Below are 21,227 nucleotides of genomic sequence, written 5' to 3'. Positions count from 1 at the left end.
ACTATTTTAATAGAATTAAAAAGTGCTTAGTATTCATCCGTAAAAGATTGAAAAACTAAGCACTTTTATTATTTTAATGAATCAACATACGATAGATGGCTTCAAATTCTTCCTTTGGAAGCGGTCTGCTTATATAATACCCTTGAATTTCATCACAGCCAATTTCCTCGAGAATCTCTATTACATCCTTCGTTTCAATCCCTTCTGCAACAACTTTTAAATTCAGTTCATGGGCAAGGAAAGTAATCGCCTTCACTATGGCAACATCCTCCCTATTTTTTGATACCTCGTGGATAAAACTGCGATCAATTTTGAGTGAGTGAATAGGAAATTTTCTTAAGTAGTTTAGAGAAGAGTATCCTTTTCCAAAATCATCAATCGCCACAACAATCCCCATTTTTCTAAGCTTCTCTAAGCATTCAATACATTCATCAATATTATCGATAAAGCTGCTCTCAGTAATCTCTAACTCAAGCAAATGCGGGTCTAAACCTGTTTTTTCTAATACATCCTCGACAACTTGCTGGAAGTTTGGCAAGCGGAAATGTAATGGCGATATATTCACAGCTACTCTTAAAGGAGCAGCAAAGCAAGAATGATTCCACTCCTTGTTTTGCATACAAGCCCTTTCTAATACCCAATTATCAATTTTAATAATCAAACCTGTATCTTCGGCTATTGGGATAAATTTATCTGGGGGGATATTCCCAAACATGGGGCTTTTCCAGCGCAATAATGCCTCCATCCCATTTATTTTTCTTGTATGTAAGTCTAATTTGGGCTGGAAGTATAATTCTAGCTCATTATTATCAATGGCTTTACGAAGATGATTTTCGATTAAGAGTACTTCTTCATTCGCTTGATTCATTTCCTGTTCATAAATACAAAAATGATTACGCCCTTTCAGCTTTGCAGCGTACATAGCTATATCCGCTTTTTTCAATAAAGAATCACAATCTATCCCATGATCTGGATAAAAGCTAATTCCCATGCTGCAAGTAGTAATAATTTCATTTCTATCTAATTGAATGGACTGGTCAAAAATTGTAAGAATCTCTTCTGCAAAAGTTCTTGCTAAATCAGTATTAGTTAGGTTGGGGTAAATAATGATAAATTCATCTCCAGCAAGACGGTAAATTTCTGCATTTGGTCTTAGTCCCTTTTTCAATTTTTTAGCTATTGCCTTGATTAATTGATCCCCTACTGAATGACCTAAAGAATCATTAATTTGTTTAAATCGATCTAAATCAAGAAAGAAAACAGCAATTTTTTCTTTTTTATCATTCGATTCTCTCATTAAGTGATTTATATCATCACAAAACTTTCTTCGATTTGGTAAGCTTGTTAATATGTCATGAAATGCCATAAATTCCACTTCTTCTTGAACTTGATGAAGCTCAGTGATGTCATTTATACAGCCAATAATTTCTACTACCTTACCATCACGATAAAGAGGAGATAAGTAGGTTAATAGCTGCCGATTCTTGTAAGCATAATTATAAGTCATCGGCTGTCCAAGGAAAGCTTGTTCATATTTACTTACTAGCATACTGGCTATTTCCGGCGGATAGACTTCGTCTATTCTTTTGTTGCGCATTTTCTCATTATCTAAGCCTAGCTGATAGGCTAGTTTTCCTTCATTCAGAATGAATACAAAATTCCCATCTGGATCTTTAGCTACTTTGAAAATTAAGTTATTCATCGAGTTAACAACATGAGTAAAATCATTTTGCAATGCTTCAACTAGTTTTTCTTGAGCAAGTTTTCCTTCAGATATATCTGTTCTTATTGCAATATGCATACTAGGCTTGCCATACTGATCCATTAAAGGAACAATCGTCGTTTTTACCCAATAGTATGTTCCGTCCTTTGCCTTATTTTTCACTTCGCCTTCCCATATTTCTCCTTTATTAATCGTTTGCCACATTCTTCTGAAAAATACCTTCTCATGATAGCCAGAATTAAGGATTCGGTGATTTTGACCAATTAGCTCTTCCATGGAGTACTTTGATAGTTCGCAAAACTTTTTGTTTGCATAGATTATTTTTCCGCTCGTATCTGTAACAGCGACGATTGCAGAAGCATCTAATGCATACCGCAAATTTGCATAATCCTCCAAGAAGGAACTGACTTGCTGAATATCCTTTTCCATCTGAAGCAAATTTTTATAATTCGAACGGCTATTTTTAAAAATCTCCTGTAAAGAATCAATCCATGGCTGTACTTGATTCTGATCGAACATATACTCACTCCCTTACCAAAACACAAAACTAACCAACTCATTTTTATACATCATTATGGATACTATTATTATACTAGTTCTTTTTTATCATATATTGTCAATTTGTACAATATTATGTCGAATTTACACTGTACGCATTGTGAGAATAAAAAAAGCGGGATTTTAAACGATTTCGATGTAGATCAGCTGAAATTATGAATAATTTGTAATATTTCCCCCTCAAATTTTCTATCCCAAAATATCTATTAAGCATTACCTGGAACTGAATATTTATTCATCTTTACAATAAAAAAGAGAGCATAGCTGCTCTCCTTTTTTCTATGTGTTTTTCAATTCATAAGACCGCTGATCAATTAATCGTTTTTCATTTCTATTAATGCAGCCTTTATTCACTTTTGCAAGAATAGGCGACACTCTTATAACATCTCGAAGTTTTTCACCTAGGTCAGATTGCAACTCTTCATCGGACTCAATGAATAACTCGAATACATCTTGATTATTTTCTCTTCTAATAATTCCCTGGAAGATGCTATAACCAGCATGATCTAGCACAGAAGCAAGCTGTTTTTCCCTTACGAACATGCCTTTTACTTTCACTCCATCACTAATTCTGCCGAGTACACCTGCTATTCTCTTTCCCTCAAAGCCATCAACCCATCTCGAAAGGTCTCCCGTTCCGAAACGAATAAGCGGATAGCTTTTATCAAAGAGTGTGACAACCACTTCTCCCTCACCGGCTAAAAGTTCCTCACCTGATAAAGGATCACAAATTTGGACTATAGCTGAACTTGTTACCCTTAATCCCGGACCTTGTTTATCTTCAAAAGCTATACAGCCGCAATCTGCTGTTCCATAGCCTTCAAATACGGATATATCTATTCCTTCACATCTTTTCCTCATCTCTGCTGTCAGCATCTCGGCTATGAAAAATGCTCTTTTTAGGTGAATATCTTTTCCAAATGCCCAGCACTTCTCTTCTATTGCATCGAGTAAAATGGAAAAGAAACTTGGCGTACCAACATATCCAGTAACCTTTAAATCCTTCATAACTTGGATTTGGAGTTCCCGATTACCGGTTCCAGCAGGAATAACTGTTGCTCCTAATTCTCTTAGTGCGGAATCAAACATAAATCCAGCAGGTGATAGATGGTAGGAGAATGTGTTTTGGACAATATCGTTTTCATTAAAGCCTGCTTCTTTCAGCGCTTCAGCAAAATGCCAAAAATCTTTTTCGTGTGTTTGTGGATCATAGATAGGTCCTGGGGACATAAAAACTCTTGCCATATCTGATGTACGTATAGTTGTTAAGTGACCAAATGGGGCATTTTCATTTTGTATGTTAGGCAAATGATCCTTTTTTAAGACAGGAATCTTTGACAAGTCCTTTTTTGATTGAATATCTATTGGAGTCAAGCCTGCATTATTCATCCATTTCTTAAAGCCCTCCGCATGATCGTATGCATATTGGATAATAGCTTTAAGCGATTCCATCACAGCCACCTCTTTCTTCTTTTATACGATTTAATATTTTTATAGTTTTTTCTTCCTTTGTCACTCATGCCTAAATAAAACTCTCTCACATCCTGGTTTGCTAATAATCGGTCAACAGATCCGTCCATAACGATTCTGCCATTTTCCATAATATAGCCGTAATCTGCAATGGATAGCGCAACATTTGCGTTTTGTTCCACTACAAGTATCGTTGTTCCTTCCTCCTCATTTATTTTTTTAATGATTGCAAAGATTTCTTTTACAAGTAATGGGGCTAATCCTAGAGATGGCTCATCTAATAGCAATACTTTCGGCTTTGCCATGATACCTCTGCCGATAGCAAGCATTTGCTGCTCCCCACCAGAAAGATATCCTGCCTGTCTGTTTTTCAGCATTTCAAGTTTTGGAAAATAATGATAGACTTTTTGGATATCATCTTTAATATTTTTTCGATCTTTACGTGTGTGCGCACCTGCAATTAAATTTTCCTCTACGGTTAAATGTTCAAATACACGGCGCCCCTCCATACATTGGAAAATTCCTTTTTTGACGATTGTTTCGGCATCACTCACATCTATACGTTCTCCATACAGTTCAATAAAGCCGTCCGTTACTTCACCATTTTCACTTTTTAGTAGGCCAGATATAGCTTTAAGTGTTGTAGTTTTTCCGGCGCCATTGCTACCTAATAGCGCGACTATTTTCCCCTTTGGAACGACCATCGACATTCCTTTTAAAACTAAAATGACTCGGTCGTACATCACTTCTACATTATTGATTGTCAGCATGTATTTCCTCCTTCTATTATTTATTTTTATCTTTTCTCCTGATTACGGGTCACTTTTCGTGTTTTATCGGCCACTTCTTGTCTTTTACGGGCCACTTTTCATGTTTTATCGGTCACTACTTAAATATCCCTAACTTTTAAAAAGGAGCGTCATGTAAACGCCCCTTTATCTTTAGTAACTAATATAGTCAGTAATAATTTCGAATTTTCCGCCCTTCACTTCTGCTAGGCGGATTTTGTTTGTACCTGCATGATTGTCAGCTGTAAATGTAACCGGTGCAGCTAATCCTCCAAGATCTAACTCTTTTAGCTTCTCAATGCCTTTACGGATTCCTTCTCCTGTCGTTGGGTCGTCTGCTATTTTAATTGCCTCAACCATAATTTTTGCTGACACCCAGCCTTGGATGAATTTTTGGTTTTTATCCTCTAATTTCTCTCCTTTGCCTTCCAGATACTTTTTGATTTCTTCCATTCCTGGAAGATCTTCATAAGGAAATGCATGGGTAACAACACCAATAAATCCTTCTGCAGCATCCCCTGCAAGCGGAATTAAGCCTTCTCCTGTCGCCCAGTTTAAACCAATGAATTGCGTATCAATCCCAAGCTTTTTCGCATCTTTTAAAATGGTTGCTGTTGCCCCCCATGTTTGCTGGATGATTGCATAATCAGGGTTTTTCTTTTCCATATTTAAAAGCTGAGAAGTTGCATCTAATGCCTGCACATCAATAATTTGCTCATCAACAACTTCCATTTCTAATTCCTTTGCAAAGCTTTTCGCATCTTCAATAGGAGACTTTCCAAAGGCTGTATCATTATATAAGAAAGCAATTTTAGGTGTACCTCCGCTATGGTTTTCCTTTATCCAAGTCAACGCGGATCTAGCCTGATCTGAATAGGATGCTGCCGTTAAAAAGTTATATGGACTCTCTTTAATATCTTTAAGGTTTTCAGAATATGAGCCCGAGAAATATGGAAGTTTGTCAGCAGCGACTTGCTGCCTTAGTGCCTCAGTATCGCCTGTTCCCCACCCTAGAATGCCTGAAACCTTATCTTTTGATTTTAATTTTTGATACATTTTTTGAGCTTCTGGAATTTTGTATGCATAGTCGTCACCAATTAACTCAAGCTTGTAGCCATTGATCTCTTCATCTTTGATAAAATCAAAATAGGCTTCAGCTCCTTCAGCATAAGGTGTCCCTACATCCCCCGTTCCACCAGTAAGGTCGAAGATTCCACCGATTTTGATAGTTCCTTTGCCGCTGCCTGAACTTTTTTCTTCACCTGAACATGCAGCAAGTACTCCTGCTACTAAAACGAATACAAGAAAACTCGACCAAATCTTTTTCATTCTTCTCCCCCTCATAATGTAAAAAATTCTTTCATAAGTGAAAGTTCTATAGAATTACTTTCATTATTACTAAATTAATAGGAAAACGGCCATAACTTAAAATAGTCTTTTATATTCTTCCATATTTTCGCTAGCCCCTCTGGTTCGTAAATTAGAAATAGAATAATAACTAACCCAAATACAACTTCTTTCATCCCATTTAGCACATTTGATAAATCAGGGAATACGCCGCTTAGTAATTCTACTCCTGTACGAAGGAAAACAGGCAGCAATGTAATAAAAACAGCTCCATAGATTGAGCCAAAAACACTGCCAAGTCCACCAACCAGAATGATAGCCAGATATTCAATAGAGACGGTTATACTATACAATTCTGGGCTTACTACCATCGTATAATGTCCAAGCAAGGCACCCGCCACCCCTACAAAGAAAGAACTGACAATAAAGGCGAGAACTTTATATTTAAATAAATCGATCCCCATAACCTCTGCGGCAATATCTCTATCTCTTACTGCAATGAACGCTCTTCCGACTCGAGACCGGAAAAGATTCAAGGTAAAAATCGTGGTAATGACAAGAACCACAAACATTAAATAGTAATAGCTTGTTTCACTATTAAAAACGAAGCTTCCAATTTCCGGTCTAGAAAGTACCATTCCCGCAGTACCTCCAGTCAATGAGTCCCATCTGGAAATGACAAACAGAATGATTACTTGGGCTGCGAGCGTCGCAATTGCTAAATACAGCCCTTTCAGCCTTAAAGATGGCAAGCCAAAAAGGCCGCCAACAATTGCGGTAATAATACCAGCTGTTGGCATCGCAATCCAAAAGCTTAAACCTAGTTTTGCCGTTAAAATGGCCGATGTATAACCGCCTACCCCTAAAAAGGCGCCTACTCCAATCGATATTTGTCCTGTAAAACCAGTTAAAATATTCAGTCCTATAGCACCAATCGCGGCGATTCCACATAAGGTGGCAAGACCCACAATGTAATCGGAAGCAATTAATGGAAAGATGGCTAGTAATGCGACCATAATCATGACGCGCACCCTTACACGGGAGATTTTCCATATAGCCATATCTTGTTTATAGTTCACATGGAATTCTCCACACCCCATTACAAAAGGATTCTTCATCCGATTACACCCTCTCGATTTCTTTTTTTCCAAATAGCCCATACGGCTTGAACATGAGAATAAATACTAGAATAATAAATGGCATGACTTCTTTTAATCCGCCGCCAACTAATGGATCTAAGTAACCGCCAGTCATCGTTTCGATTACACCAATAATTAAACCGCCGATAATCGCTCCGGGAATACTATCAAGTCCGCCAAGAATGGCAACTGGCAATACTTTCAGCCCAATAGCTGACAGAGAGGCATTCACTCCATTAATATTGCCTAGGAGGATTCCCCCTACAGCAGATACGATAGCAGCAATCGCCCATGAAACCGCGAAAATAGTTTTCACACTAATCCCCATTGACATTGCAGCCTGCTGATCATCTGCGGTAGCTCTCATGGCAATCCCAAGCTTTGAATATTTGAAAAAGAAGGTGAAAATAACGAGCATGATAACAACGATGACAAGCGACCAAATATATACAGGTGAAATGACTACTTCTCCTAACCGAACGGGTGCCTCTGGGAAAATCTGCGGAAAAACTCTTGTTTCATGTCCCCAGATGATATGAACAAGTCCAGCTAATGCACTTGATAAGCCAATCGTTGCCATGATCATAGAGATAACCGGTTCTCCAATAAATGGACGAAGAACAATTCGCTCTATGACAAATCCAAGAATGGCACTGAACATAAGTGCTATAAATAGTGCAGCAATAAATGGAATATTGTAAGCAGTTATTAAGGTGAGACAAACATAGGTCCCAATTAATAAAAATTCTCCTTGTGCAAAATTGATGGCATCGCTAGATTTATAGATTAATACAAATCCGAGTGCTACTAGGGCATATACGCTGCCAACAACGATCCCCGTAACGAGCATTTGCAAAAAAAAGGCCATTATGCAGCTCCCTCTCCTTCATCCATAAAGATCACCTGAAGTGTTGTATGAATGGTTTGTTCCTTTCCATCACGATACTTAATCTTCCCTTCAACCTTTATCCGTTCTTCTTGCGTGTACATCCCTTCAATAAGCGTCTCATATTTTTTTCCAACAAATTGTCTTCTTACCTTCTTAGTTCTTGTCAGCTCTTCATCATCTGCATCAAGCTCTTTATAAAGAAGAACAAATTTTCTTACCCTAGCTTTCTCTGGCAATGTTTGATTAATATCATTCACTTGTTTCTGTATTAACGCCAGCACTTCTGGCTTCGAGGACAGATCTGTATAGGTTGTATAACTAATTTGATTTTTCTCCGCCCATCTGCCGACATTTTCCATGTCTATATTTATCATGGCTACAACATATGGACGATCCTTGCCAATAGCCACAGCCTCTTGGATATACGAACTAAATTTCAATTTATTTTCGATAAAGTTCGGTGAAAACATTTCACCTGTATTCAAGCGAATGACATCCTTTATCCGGTCGATAACATAGAGATGCCCTTCTTCATCCAATCTGCCAGCATCTCCAGTATGAAGCCACCCAGATTGTATTGTTTCCTTTGTTGATTTTTCATTTTTATAATAGCCTTTGCAAATACTTGAGCTCTTGATCAGAATTTCTCCATCATCTGAAATTTTCACTTCTGTTCCGGGGATTGGTATGCCGACGCTGTCCAATTTAATATCCCCATCCCGATGAACAATCGAAATACCTGATACTTCTGTCTGTCCATAAATACTCTTCACATTGACACCGATGCTATGGAAAAATTCAAAAACATCCGGTCCAAGAGGAGCACCGCCAGTATAAGCACGCTTCATGCCTAGCAAGCCTAAGTGATCCCTTATCGCACTAAACATGAAATAATCGGCTATTTTGTACTGCAGCTTTGTTGTAAATGGAATTTCTTTATTTTCAAAATGGGCTCTTGCCACCTTTTCACCGATTGGCTTGCACCAATTGTAAATCTTTCTTTTTAGCCAGCCGGCATCTTGAATTTTCACTTGAAATCTTGAAACCATATCTTCATAAATTCTAGGTGGGCTGAACATAACTTGAGGTCCTATTTCACGCAGATTCTCTAATACAGTAGAAGGTTCTTCTGGGAAGTTTATCGTCATGCCATTATATAGGCCCATTCCCATTGTCATCATTTGTTCGCCTATCCAAGCAAGGGGCAAAAAGGATACATACTCATCCTTATCTGTTAGCGGGTCAATAGTTGAAAGGTTTTTTGCCATATCAAGCAGGTTCTTATATGTAAGCATGGTTGCTTTCGGATTGCCTGTTGTACCAGATGTATAAGAGAAAATCGCGACATCATGCTCACTTCCTTTTTTTACTTCTGATTGGAAAAAAGCAGGTTCTTCTTCTTCAAATGTTCTTCCAAGTGCTTGGACATCCTCAAAACTCATTAAAGCATCATCCTGGTAATTCCTCATTCCACGGGGATCATAATAAATAATTTTTGTTACGTTCGGAATTTCTTCCTTAATTTCAAAAATCTTATCAACCTGTTCTTGATCTTCAACAACAACAATTGTTGCATCACAGTGATCCAAAATAAAGCTCACTTCATTTGGCAGCGATTCTTGATAAATTCCGACTGAAATTCCTCCTAAGGCTTGTGCTGCCAGTTCACTCATAACCCACTCAGGCCGATTATCGCCGACTATTGCTAGTTTATCGCCCCTTTTTAAGCCAAGCTTAGCAAATCCCAGACTTAGGCTTTTTACTTGATCTAAATATTCTTGATACGTAATCTCATTCCAAATCCCATAATCTTTTTCTCTTAAAGCAACTTTCGAACCAGCTCTTGCCGTCCTCTCAAGTAATAATTGAGGAAATGTCATATTCAAGCTTGACATAGAATGGCTGCCTCCTCTTTAAGTACCTAATATCCGCTGCCTTTTCTCATGTACCGAGAAATTGCTTAGCCAACATTCTCTTCTCCAAGATACGCGTCAATCACCTTTTGGTTATTTTGAATTTCATATGGAGTGCCATAGCCAATTAATTTTCCAAAATCAAGAACTGCAATATGATCAGAAAGATCCATGACAACACCCATATCATGTTCAATTAGAATGATCGTTGTTTCCATTTCCTCATGAATGTCGATAATATAGCGAGCCATATCCTCCTTTTCTTCACTGTTCATTCCAGCCATTGGTTCATCCAATAATAGAATCTCCGGCTCTAATGCTAATGCACGTCCGACCTCGACCCGCTTTTGCAATCCATAGGCCAGTCGCCCAACAGGTGTGTCACGGATATGCTCAATTTCTAAAAAATCAATTACTTCTTCTACTTTTTGGCGATGCAGCACTTCTTCCTTTTGAGCTTTCCCCCAATACAATCCACCAGAGAGAATTCCAGTTGTCATACGGACATGCCTGCCCAGCATCAAATTATCTAATACAGATAAATGAGGAAATAATTCGATATTTTGAAAGGCTCTAGCAATTCCAAGTGCTGCACGTTTATGGGGCTTGAAGTGGGTAATTTCTTCTCCGTTAAAGCACACTGAACCTGAGGAAGGCTTGTACAGCCCGCTAATGCAATTCAGCATACTCGTTTTCCCGGCACCATTAGGACCAATTAAAGAAAAAATCTCCCCTTTCTGTACCTCATAAGAAACCTTGTCAAGCGCCACAACTCCTCCAAACCTTAATGTTACATCATTAATTTCTAAAATTCCCACCTGACTTTCATCCCCCAATCTCTTACAAAAACCGCTTACATTTTTAAAAATTTAGAATATTTAAATATATTCTCTGCTGTCCATATTATTCCTTCAATTAATGAAATTTTTTCATCGGCAAATAGTGACTATTTATGCATGTATACTAATTTATATGAGATAAATATTAGAAAATGCAGTGATGGACTTAATGAATGGTTCATTAGAAATATTTATTCATAGCGTATGTAGATTTTTACTGTTAGAGTATGATACCATCTATTAAGATTAGGAAGTGATAATGATGATAAAAATTGAAATGCCCTCTCCAGAAATAGTAATAACAAAAAAACGGAATCCATCCGGAGAGACAAGTGGTTCAGAGATTAGCAGTGTATATGGTTTTACAGACTATCATCGTATACCAAGGGACAAAGGCGGACTGATTCTGTTCTTTAATAAAGATGAGGAGCTCCTATTTGTTGGGAAAGCAAGGAAATTAAGACCGAGAGTAAAGAAGCATTTTGAGGATACTGTTTCTCCATTGAAAAAGTATAGAGACGATATTTATAAAATAGCTGTATGTTTAGTCGAGGATCCGATGGAAAGAGAAATATACGAAACATATATTATTAATACTCTTAAAGCAAAATATAATATTGATAAAGTATTCTATCGATAAAAAAGGAGGATATGCCTCCTTTTTTTATTTATCTTTTTTTCCTTTTACAAAACGATAGGCGAGGTAAGCGATATATAACGGGGTAGCAATATAGATTAAGTAAGGAAATTGACCGTGGGTTCCTTTGACTATAATAAATAGCACGCAGCCAAGAAAAATGGTCACGATTGTTCCGTATTTTGGGAGAGGCACTTCTTTTAAGCTTGGTATACGGATTTTACTTACCATTAAAAAGCACATACCTGTAAAAACAACTGTAGTAATAATTTGTGGAATAATATGTCCAAATAATGTAAGAATAGCTAATATTCCGCCTGCTGCCGTAATTGGGACTCCTACAAAATAATTCATGGATGTTTTACTTGAGCTAATGTTAAATCTAGCTAGCCTATAAGCACCGAACAATGGAAATAATCCTGCAACGACAAACCCTAACATGCCAAATTGATAAAAATATGTATAATAGACTAAAAATGATGGCGCTACTCCAAATGTAACTATGTCCGCAAGAGAGTCCAGCTCTTTTCCCAATGTGCTGTCTGCATGCAGCATACGCGCAAGTCTTCCGTCCATGCTATCGAGCATCATCCCAATTAAAATTAATATCGCTGCATTTTTAAATTCTCCATTTGCAGCAAAACCAATAGACAAAAAACCACAATATAAATTTCCTAATGTCACCATATTAGGAATTGCTTTAGTTAATCGCACGAGGTTGTATCACTCCTTTTTATTTCCTTTATTTTATGTAGGGAACTATTATTTCACGCAAAGGAATACCGACCATTAGAATTATAACATTTTATTCCTTTTGTTAAATGCTTAAATATAAAATAATTAAAAAGCACCGGTTATTCCGATGCTTTACGAATTAATTCTGCAGCAATTTCCTGCATATTTTCACCTAATGCAGGTGATGACGCCCCATTTTGTTTTTGATCCCCATGCATTTTTACAGAAAGGCTTCCAAAGTTATCCTTGTATACTATTTCTTTTTCCTGAAAAGGCGGAAATGAATATAATTCATTGGGTTCTAAAACTGGAGCTAAACAACAGTCAACCTTCTCTCCGAATTCTAACCATTCTGCTAAATTTTTGCTTTGAAATAATTCCCTTACCTGAGTATAAATGGGGTTATTTGTTTCTGCCTTAGAAAAATGAGCCTTTATCCACTCATCTCTGCCAAGTGCATGACAAAAATTCAACCAAAATTTTGGTTCAAGTGCACCTAATGTAACATAACGATTATCTTTCGTTTCGTAAATTGCATAGGATATAAGGTTCCCATTTAATTCCCCAATTCCAGTTTTATCGCCCGTTTCTTGCTGAATGAGAAGATGATTTCCCATAATAGAAGCAACTGTCTCTGCAATGGATATATTGTGATAGCTCCCCCTCACTGTCAGTGGCTTAGAGACAATCCCCGCTAATATTCGTTCACTCGCAGCCATTCCACCAATATAATCTGCGATTTGAATGGATGGGTGAACTGGTTTCCCGTTTTCATCTTTTAATTGAGAAAGCACACCGCTAACGCCCATATAATTTAAATCATGGCTGCCAAGATGGGAGAAGCTGCCATACTCCCCATAACCAGTCAAGGAGCAGTAAACAATATCTTCTTTATGGTTGATCACTGATTTATAATCAAGTCCAAGCTTTCTCATAACGCCTGGGCGGAAGCTTTCGAGTAAGGCATCTGCTGTTTTGATTAACTGCAGTGCCTGTTCTTTTCCCGCTTCTTCCTTTAAGTTAAGAGTAATACTTTTCTTTTTGCGGTTATTTGCTAAGAAAACAATACCCGTATCATTTTTTTTGATTCCGAGACGTCTTGCTGGATCTCCATCTATTGCTTCTACTTTTATGACTTCTGCGCCTAGCTCAGCTAATCTCATCGTCGCAAAAGGACCTGGAAGATAATTTGAAAAGTCGATAATTCTTACTCCTTCTAACATTTAAACATCCTTCCACTGTTAGAGCTGACCATTTGAAAATAATTCTTCCAGCCGTTTGCGCAGCATAAATTTTTGGATCTTCCCGCTTGCATTTCTCGGTAAGGCATCACAGAAAATATATTGCCGCGGCCGTTTATAATTCGCCAGCTCTTCACTATTTCTACAAACTTCATCAAGCATTTCTTCTGTAAGATCTGGAGCTTTTCTGACGATAAATGCGGTCACTGTTTCACCCCAACGGTCATCTGGCTGCCCAATAACAGCAACATCTAGCACGCCGCTATGCGTATATAACACGTCCTCCACTTCACGAGGATAAATATTCTCCCCGCCACTGATAATCATGTCATCCACACGATCCTTAACAAATAAATACCCTTCATCATCAAGATAGCCAATATCACCAGAATGGTACCAGCCTTTATATAAAGAATTGGCAGAGGCATCTTCATTATTATAATATCCGCTCATCATACATGGTCCTTGAACAATAATTTCTCCTGTTTCACCTGCAGGAACTGTATCATCTGGATCTGAAGGTCCATTCTCGTTCGGACGCACAATTCTTATTTCGTGATTCAGGCATGCCTGCCCAGCTGATCCTGCTTTTCTAATTTGATCATCATCGAATAAAAAGGTAATAGCAGGACCCATCTCAGTCATGCCATATGCCTGAACAAGGGATATCCCTAGTTTTTCTTTACATGCATATACAAGCGTAGGCGCCATGGGAGCTGCTCCATAAAGTCCTAATTTTAAGCTGTCCAGCTTATATTCTTCGAGTTTCTCCTGCAGAAGCATATTCCACATTGTTGGTGCGGCGAAAAACTTGGTGATTTTTTCTTCCGTAATTAATTCAAGTACTTGTTTTGGATCAAAATGTTGGAGAATAGTGTTTTTCGCACCTACATGGACACGAGGCAGGAAGGCACAATGAAGTTCAGCACAGTGGAACATTGGTGCGGTTACGAGACCATTATCATTGCTGTCTAGTTTTGTTGCACTAATGACAATCAAACTTTGTTCGGTAATTTCCCGGTGACGGTGAAGAACACCCTTTGGTCTTCCAGTTGTTCCGCTCGTATACATTATGGCGTATACATCATTTTCATCAATAGCCGCTTTCACTTTTGATCTAGGTGCAGAAGCCACCTTGACTTTATAGCTTGCTGCATAGGAAGGTGCGTCTTCATCAATATACCAGAAGACTGTCTGTGGAAAACGATTAGCAATTGGATCTATACCAGATTCAAGCATTTTTTCAAAAATAACGACCTTCGGATTTGCATCTGATAAGATAAATGCCACTTCTTCAGACATTAACCGAAAATTGATTGGATTGAAGATTGCCCCTATTTTCGCACAGGCGAAAAAGGCAGTAGCCAGTTCTTCTGTATTAAATAAATAGGTAGAAACAATATCCCCTTTTCGAACTCCTTCCTGTAAGAGAGCATTGGCTAGCTTATCTATTTCCAGACTCCATTCTTTATAGGTGATTCGCAAATTTTTTCTGACATCAAAGAGAGCTTCCTTGTTCGGGTATTTGCCAACCGTTAAATCGAATATTTTTCCAATCGTTGTCGTCATTTTAGCTTTCCTCCTTTTTAATAATGCCTATTCGTTATTGCAGATTTGGTTTTGATTGATGAAGGGCACGATTAATTCCTATTCGTTACCGTCTATTTGCTTTTAGTTTGATAACCGGCACGATTATCTCTTATTCGTTACCACAAATTCACTTTTGCCCTGCTGGTGGGTACCAATTCTCTTATACTTCACTTATAAAAGAATATCTTCGGAAAGACAAAAAAGTTTACGTAATATTATGATTGTGAGGGCTGCCACTTCTTTTAGATGCAGTACCTCTCCCCATTAAAATTAATCTAATCGCTCAATGATTGTCGCATTGGCCATCCCATGGCCTTCGCACATTGTTTGCAGTCCGTATCTTCCGCCTGTTCTTTCAAGTTCATGCATCATAGTCACCATTAATCGGGCTCCACTTCCACCAAGAGGATGACCAAGAGCAATCGCTCCGCCATTCGGATTCAGCTTAGCTGGATCTGCTCCCGTCTCTTTCAGCCAAGCAAGCGGGACAGGCGCAAAGGCTTCATTGACTTCGAAAATATCAATCTCATCTATTGTCATACCTGCTTTCTTTAACACTTTTTCCGTTGCGGGGATGGGTCCAGTAAGCATCAACGTCGGATCTGAGCCGACAACAGAACGGGCGAGGATACGGAATCTTGGCTTCAGTCCTAATTCCTCAGCTTTCTCGCGGGACATAATTAATAATGCAGCTGCACCATCACTAATTTGACTGGCATTCCCTGCATGAATCACCCCATCTTCCTTAAATACTGTCTTTAGCGTACCAAGCTTTTCAACAGTCGTCTCCTTGCGCGGACCGGCATCTTCTATAACATTGAACCTCTCCCCTTCTGTCAGTGTCACTTCAATTGGAATGATTTCACTTTCAAAATGTCCGTTCGCCTGCGCTCTCAAAGCTTTCTGATGACTTTCATATGAAAATTGATCCAATTCTTGCCGAGAAAATCCATATTTTTCAGCAATTCTCTCTGCGGACAATCCTTGATGAATAATCTCATACTGGCTTGTTAATATTTCGCTAAAAGGAACTCCTTGATAGCTTGATCCAATCGGCACTCTTGACATGCTCTCTACTCCGCCTGCAATGACAACATCCATGTCCCCAGCGATAATTGCCTGTGCAGCAAAATGAACTGCCTGCTGGCTTGATCCGCATTGACGGTCAATCGTCGTACCTGGAACTTCAATAGGCAAACCAGCAATAAGGGCAGCCACCCTTGCAATATCCCCGCTCTGTTCACCAATTTGTGATACACAGCCCAAAATGACATCATCAATGATAGCTGGATCAATCCCTGATTTCTCTACTAACGCCTTTATGCAATACCCAGCTAGATCATCTGCCCGAATATCCTTTAAAAAACCATTTCTTCTCCCTACCGGTGTTCTGATTCCTTCTACAATGACAGCTTCACGCATCTTTCTCTTCCTCTCTATAAACCGATATTTTTTGCAATTATTACCTTCATAATTTCATTTGTTCCTGCATAAATACTGGCTACGGGTATATCACGATATCTCCTTGCAATCTCGTATTCTTCCATATAGCCGTATCCGCCATGAAGCTGCATGCATTCTCCAGCTATTTTCCTTGCATTCTCCGTTAACTTCCACTTTGCCATCGATACTTTTGTAACAACATCTTTTCCCAGCATATGTTCTGTGATTAGCTGATCAAGAAATGCTCTTCCCATTTCAGCATCGGTCGCCATTTCTGCAATTTTAAATTGTGTATTTTGAAAACGGCTGATTGATTTTCCAAACGCCTCTCTCGACTTCACATATTCTATCGTCATTCTTAGCATTTCCTCGGCAGCGACCTGTGCAGCGATGGCTACAACTAGGCGTTCCTGCTGTAATTTCTCCATTAAATAAAGAAAACCTTTTCCTTCTTCCCCAATTAAATTCTCCTTTGGTACAATACAGTCCTCAAAAACAAGCTCGGCTGTATCCTGGCAATGGAGACCGACTTTGTTCAGCTTTCTACCCCTCGCAAAGCCAGGTGCATCACGTTCTATCGCTAGCAGACTAATGCCTTTATGAGCTGGCACTGCATCTGGATTTGTTTTACAGGCGACAATAATTAAATCAGAATGGATCCCATTTGTGATGAATGTCTTTTGCCCATTGACAACATAATGATCTCCCTCTAATCGCGCAGTTGTTTTGATTCCAGCTAAATCAGAGCCTGTACCTGGTTCAGTCATCGCAATCGCTGTGATGATTTCTCCTGCTGCACAACGAGGCAGCCATTTTTGCTTTTGTTCTTCAGTTCCGTATGCTGTTATATAGGGAACAACAATATCATTGTGGAGACCTATTCCAACCAAACCTGACCCAACACGCTCTAACTCTTCATTAATAACAACAGCAAAGCCCCAATCAGCCTCGCTGCCGCCATACTGTTCATCAATTGTCGGACAAAGATATCCCTGGTCGCCCATTTTTATCCAGAAATCCCGGGGAATGATACGGTCCTCTTCCCACTGCTCATAATATGGATACGCTTCCTTTTCTAAAAACTTCCGCAGTGATTTACGAAAGATTTCATGTCCTTCCTTTATATATGCAGCTGTCATATAGATCTCCTTTCAATGCTAGCATTACTGTTAGGCACTTTCTTCTATTGTACCTGATTTATGGTTTTTTGAACATTCAGAATTCATTATCTAGAAAGATATTTTCCTGTTAGCGACCAAATTTTCTGGGAAAATTCTAATTCAGTAGCCAATAAGCCTTATTGGCTACCGTTGTCTTTGAAAATTTTGAAATTCGGTAACCTATGATCCCTGTTGCTACCGTCTATTTTGAAATATTGAGTTTACGGGAGTCAATAACCCAAAAAGGGATCCTCAATAATGCAACACCCTTCCTTAGTTCCATTCTGCTAAAAGTTTTCTAATCTTTATTCAAAACAATCTATTAGGATATAACCAGTTACGATTGTTCCAATTTGAAAAAGTGAGCTGGAATTGAAGTCAATACCTAGATTAAAGAGAAGTGTTTGGGGAAGTGGTTGAAGGTGAGATTTCTCTTCTTCCTCAAACACCTTTTTACGCGAGCCAGGACGTTTCTGAAAATCAATCGTATTGATTTCTTCCAGCTTTTCATGGATTCTTTGATTTAAATCCTCTATGTGAAAACATTGATAGTTTCTTAACGAGGCGATGATTTGTCGTGAAATGTACCCAACAGTACCTTCGACACTAGCCTTATCCCTGGGTTTTCGAATCTGGCTCGGCACGATGACTATACGGTAGTAATCTGCCATTTCTCGATAGGCTTCATTAAGGAGTGGTTCGACTCGGAATGGTTTAATAACCCCCGTTTTTAGATTATCTGGAACCAAGGTTTCAGGAACACCACCAAAATATTCAAATGCATGGATATGGGCCATAAGCCAATTTGGTGACTTCATATCTAAAAAAGCCTCCACATAACTTAACTGGCTGTATGGCAAAGCCGCAATGAAAACATATGCCGGAATCTTTTCACCAGTAAAACGATCAATTATATGCAGTATGGATCCAGCCCAATCCACTTCCATGATTTCCCCCGGTTTTCTGCGAATTGGCATCGTTAATTTATATTTTTTCGGCGTACTTCCCATAATTTTCGCAAAAAGTCCTATAGGCATAGGAGACTTTACCACCCTCACGAGCCTCCACCGCATACTCATGATGTAATAAAGCCAAGGTGACATTCTTTTTTTGCAGCTCCTTATGCACCTTCTCCCACTCAACCGGGAAGTACCCCTTTTCGCTAGCCTGTTTCTCTGGAAAAAGAAATTCCTCCAACCATCGATTGGTCATGGTATCATTCAAGCTTTCAATCCCAAGCTTCTTGGCACGCCGAATGACCTCGGCAACTGTATTCCTAGAGTCACCAGCACTAGAACTAATTGTCCTTTGACTGATCTCATCAAAATACAGTTCAAGGATTTTACGACAATTAACCACAAAAAAACCTCCTGTATAATATTGTCATGCATTTTTGCATGCATCTTTTATTATAAAAGAGGTTATTTGATTTATAGTGCCGGCTCTAACACCGCAGATGGTGGCTCACTCTTCCGCACTGACTGGCTCAAAACTCCGCACATGTGGCTCACTTCATATGCAATAATCAATTTACTACGGAATGTTGAACCAGCACGAAGTTCGGCTTCCATTCCTTTGAGGATTCGCGGATAACTAAAGCTTCCATCCTTTACAAGACGAGCGATTACCAGCGCATCTTTACGGTCATGTTTGGTTGGCAGATTGTCATCCAACTCTTTTGACCGTTTGACATGCATGGGATTCGTCATGACTAAGGGAATGCCTCATTCTTCTAGGAAGTAGGCTAAATTTAGCCAGTAATGGCCAGTAGGTTCAATCCCTACAATGACTTCTGTTTTTTCGTTTTCTTTCATGGCTGCCAGAACACGTTATGGAGATATCAGTAAACGTACCCCTTTCTATGCGGGTAAGTGTGCTAGGCTTAATATTAAAAATTTTTCCAATTTCACAGAGAAGTAAATTTCTTTCCTTTCTTATTTTTCTTAGTTTTTTACCTACTTCATTTTTAGGTGTTAGCTTCATTATTTTTTCCTCCTTAAAAACAAAAAAAGCACGCACACATAGAGAATTAACTCTAAGTGCGGTGCTTCCTTCACTTAAATTTGTATTGTATGGATTTACACTTATCTTAGCATATTTTTTATTTTCTTGGTACTCATAATTAGCTAAGTTTAACAATATCTAGATGAAAGTTTAATTTCTCTAGAACGGTATTATAGGAATTTCCCCAAAAGAGATGAAGCCTATCCTCAAGAACCGTTAGATCCCTCTGAAAAAGTCTATTGATTTATAAGGGATTACATGCTAGAATTCTTTATTTTCATAAACTTTGATAGAAATTAGCCAGGAGATAAAATAACAAACGACCACAATAAATGTAAAAAGCGAATATAAATTAATAATTGAAAGAGAAAGTAAAAAGTTATATATTCCATCTAGGTTCTCTGCGAATAAAGCAGATATTTTATTTGCAAATACCATAATAATTACAAATAGGACTGAAAATGCAATTAGGAGGTATTGTTGACTAAACTTATAGAAAAATGGCAAGTAAAATGATGTGAAAGTCATAATCAGAAGGTAGCTAATAAGAATATTTTTTATACTGAGGATTTCCGTAGGTGTTTTAGTCACTACCTGGAGAATAATATTTAAAGTAATCACAAGAATAGTTACAAATGTAGTGAATATAAGAGTTCCAATGTACTTTGAACTTATTATTTGTTTCCTTGAATAAGGCAATGAGTTTAAAAGTATGTTTGTCTTACCTCTTTCATCGTAGTAATGAGAATTTATAACAAACATGCAGCTAACAATAATAATAACAAATGAAATATGTAAGTCTGTAAAGAAATAAAAAAATATTAAACCGAAGTATAACAATAATAAATACTTTTGAATATAAAAATCTTTTATAATCAAATTAAACATGGAAATTACCTGCTTTCTTGGTAAAATACATTATATCTTCTAGTGAAGGTTTTTCAAACAGAACATGACTTCCAAATAGCTCTTTTGCCTTTGAAATATTTTTCGTTAATGCCTCGAACCCTGATTCAGTTTTACGAATAGAAATAAATTCTTTTTCGGTTTGCTTATCCAGTAGATTAGTATTTCCTTTCACAATTGCATATTCTTCAGAAATAGAATGGAACTCTTTACTAAATATAAGTTCTCCATTATGAAGAAATGTAATATAATCAGCAATTCGGTCAAGGTCAGTGGTTATATGTGATGAGAAAAAAATAGTTTTCTTTTCATCCTGCATAATATCATAAAGAATATCAAGAATATCTCTTCTGAAAATTGGATCTAACCCTGAAGTTGGCTCATCCATAATAATTAATTCAGCATGGTGGGATAACGCAAATGCTAGTGATGTTTTCATTTTCATCCCTTTTGAGTAGTTCTTGATTTTTTTATTTTGTGGAAGTTCAAATAGGTCAATATAATGTTTATAAATTTTTTCATCCCATTGTTTATAAGCAGGTGCAATAATTTTTTTTAATTCCTTCAGTGTAAGGGATTCATAAAAAATTCCCTCATCAAAAACAAATCCAATTTTTTCTTTTATTTTTCTATCATCTTTAGAAGAATCCATTCCAAGTACTGATATTGCCCCACTGTTTTTTTTCACCAAGTTTAAAATCATTTTAATCGTTGTAGATTTCCCTGCTCCGTTAGCACCTATAAATCCAGTCACATATCCTTTTTTGACATTCATTGATAGGTTTTTTATTTGAAAATCTTTATATTTTTTATTTACATTATGAAATTCTATTGCATTCTCCATT

At 37.8% G+C, this 21,227-nt stretch carries 19 protein-coding genes and 1 pseudogene; 1 reads left to right on the top strand and 19 read right to left on the bottom strand.

Annotated features, from left to right (window positions below):
- Window positions 1–73 precede the first annotated feature (73 nt).
- The 8 genes from C1726_RS22095 to C1726_RS22060 form a co-directional block, all read right to left on the bottom strand.
- Window positions 74–2,242 (bottom strand): sensor domain-containing protein, encoded by a 2,169-nt coding sequence (locus tag C1726_RS22095; protein ID WP_102275122.1) that lies wholly within the window; start codon window positions 2,240–2,242, stop codon window positions 74–76.
- 318 nt (window positions 2,243–2,560) lie between these two features.
- A complete protein-coding gene (locus C1726_RS22090; protein WP_102275121.1) occupies window positions 2,561–3,733 on the bottom strand; it encodes a phenylacetate--CoA ligase family protein in 1,173 nt (390 codons plus the stop codon).
- Complete coding sequence (locus tag C1726_RS22085) at window positions 3,733–4,521, bottom strand: ABC transporter ATP-binding protein (RefSeq protein ID WP_102275120.1); 789 nt, start codon at window positions 4,519–4,521, stop codon at window positions 3,733–3,735. Before C1726_RS22085 ends, C1726_RS22090 begins: the two co-directional genes overlap by 1 nt.
- Before the next feature lie 171 nt (window positions 4,522–4,692).
- The gene (locus C1726_RS22080) at window positions 4,693–5,868 is read right to left on the bottom strand and encodes an ABC transporter substrate-binding protein (RefSeq protein ID WP_102275119.1); all 1,176 of its coding nucleotides are present in this window, start codon (window positions 5,866–5,868) and stop codon (window positions 4,693–4,695) included.
- Window positions 5,869–5,942: 74 nt separating this feature from the next.
- Window positions 5,943–7,004 (bottom strand): branched-chain amino acid ABC transporter permease, encoded by a 1,062-nt coding sequence (locus C1726_RS22075; RefSeq protein ID WP_102275118.1) that lies wholly within the window; start codon window positions 7,002–7,004, stop codon window positions 5,943–5,945.
- A gap of 4 nt (window positions 7,005–7,008) precedes the next feature.
- On the bottom strand, window positions 7,009–7,893 hold the full coding sequence (locus C1726_RS22070) for a branched-chain amino acid ABC transporter permease (protein ID WP_102275117.1): 885 nt from the start codon (window positions 7,891–7,893) through the stop codon (window positions 7,009–7,011).
- Window positions 7,893–9,809: an AMP-binding protein gene (locus C1726_RS22065; protein ID WP_180968268.1), complete on the bottom strand. Its 1,917-nt coding sequence runs from the start codon at window positions 9,807–9,809 to the stop codon at window positions 7,893–7,895. Before C1726_RS22065 ends, C1726_RS22070 begins: the two co-directional genes overlap by 1 nt.
- 65 nt (window positions 9,810–9,874) lie before the next feature.
- Window positions 9,875–10,645 (bottom strand): ABC transporter ATP-binding protein, encoded by a 771-nt coding sequence (locus C1726_RS22060; protein WP_102275116.1) that lies wholly within the window; start codon window positions 10,643–10,645, stop codon window positions 9,875–9,877.
- A gap of 283 nt (window positions 10,646–10,928) precedes the next feature.
- On the opposite strand from C1726_RS22060, the gene C1726_RS22055 reads away from it, so the two are divergent.
- Window positions 10,929–11,306, top strand: coding sequence for a nucleotide excision repair endonuclease (locus tag C1726_RS22055; RefSeq protein WP_102275115.1), 378 nt, complete (start codon window positions 10,929–10,931; stop codon window positions 11,304–11,306).
- A 24-nt stretch (window positions 11,307–11,330) separates the two neighbouring features.
- Here C1726_RS22055 and pssA read toward each other — a convergent pair whose 3' ends face one another.
- The 11 genes and pseudogenes from pssA to C1726_RS22005 all read right to left on the bottom strand — a co-directional run bounded on the left by pssA (window position 11,331) and on the right by C1726_RS22005 (window position 21,226).
- Window positions 11,331–12,017: a CDP-diacylglycerol--serine O-phosphatidyltransferase gene (gene pssA / locus C1726_RS22050; RefSeq protein WP_102275114.1), complete on the bottom strand. Its 687-nt coding sequence runs from the start codon at window positions 12,015–12,017 to the stop codon at window positions 11,331–11,333.
- A gap of 140 nt (window positions 12,018–12,157) precedes the next feature.
- Complete coding sequence (locus C1726_RS22045) at window positions 12,158–13,261, bottom strand: CaiB/BaiF CoA transferase family protein (RefSeq protein ID WP_102275113.1); 1,104 nt, start codon at window positions 13,259–13,261, stop codon at window positions 12,158–12,160.
- 18 nt (window positions 13,262–13,279) lie between these two features.
- The gene (locus C1726_RS22040) at window positions 13,280–14,848 is read right to left on the bottom strand and encodes a fatty acid--CoA ligase (protein ID WP_102275112.1); all 1,569 of its coding nucleotides are present in this window, start codon (window positions 14,846–14,848) and stop codon (window positions 13,280–13,282) included.
- A gap of 291 nt (window positions 14,849–15,139) precedes the next feature.
- Window positions 15,140–16,291 (bottom strand): thiolase family protein, encoded by a 1,152-nt coding sequence (locus tag C1726_RS22035; protein WP_102275111.1) that lies wholly within the window; start codon window positions 16,289–16,291, stop codon window positions 15,140–15,142.
- A gap of 14 nt (window positions 16,292–16,305) precedes the next feature.
- Window positions 16,306–17,451 (bottom strand): acyl-CoA dehydrogenase family protein, encoded by a 1,146-nt coding sequence (locus C1726_RS22030; RefSeq protein ID WP_102275110.1) that lies wholly within the window; start codon window positions 17,449–17,451, stop codon window positions 16,306–16,308.
- Window positions 17,452–17,777: 326 nt separating this feature from the next.
- Window positions 17,778–18,509 carry an IS21 family transposase gene (gene istA, locus C1726_RS22025; RefSeq protein ID WP_235822822.1) on the bottom strand — a complete coding sequence of 244 codons (732 nt, stop codon included), beginning with the start codon at window positions 18,507–18,509 and terminating at the stop codon, window positions 17,778–17,780.
- Window positions 18,457–18,831 carry a transposase gene (locus C1726_RS26675; RefSeq protein ID WP_235822821.1) on the bottom strand — a complete coding sequence of 125 codons (375 nt, stop codon included), beginning with the start codon at window positions 18,829–18,831 and terminating at the stop codon, window positions 18,457–18,459. Before C1726_RS26675 ends, istA begins: the two co-directional genes overlap by 53 nt.
- Window positions 18,832–18,995: 164 nt before the next feature.
- Window positions 18,996–19,298: pseudogene (locus C1726_RS22020) on the bottom strand (IS110 family transposase); the annotation flags it as partial.
- A complete protein-coding gene (locus C1726_RS25955) occupies window positions 19,246–19,455 on the bottom strand; it encodes a helix-turn-helix domain-containing protein (protein WP_142385105.1) in 210 nt (69 codons plus the stop codon). The pseudogene C1726_RS22020 and the gene C1726_RS25955, both read right to left, overlap by 53 nt.
- Window positions 19,456–19,737: 282 nt before the next feature.
- On the bottom strand, window positions 19,738–20,364 hold the full coding sequence (locus C1726_RS26995) for an ABC-2 transporter permease (RefSeq protein ID WP_102275108.1): 627 nt from the start codon (window positions 20,362–20,364) through the stop codon (window positions 19,738–19,740).
- On the bottom strand, window positions 20,357–21,226 hold the full coding sequence (locus C1726_RS22005) for an ABC transporter ATP-binding protein (protein WP_102275107.1): 870 nt from the start codon (window positions 21,224–21,226) through the stop codon (window positions 20,357–20,359). The genes C1726_RS26995 and C1726_RS22005 overlap by 8 nt, the downstream gene beginning before the upstream one ends.
- Window position 21,227: the final 1 nt, after the last annotated feature.

The organism is Cytobacillus massiliigabonensis, assembly GCF_900199725.1.
GTDB lineage: Bacteria > Bacillota > Bacilli > Bacillales > Cytobacillaceae > Cytobacillus > Cytobacillus massiliigabonensis.
This window is presented reverse-complemented; position numbering and strand designations above follow the sequence as displayed.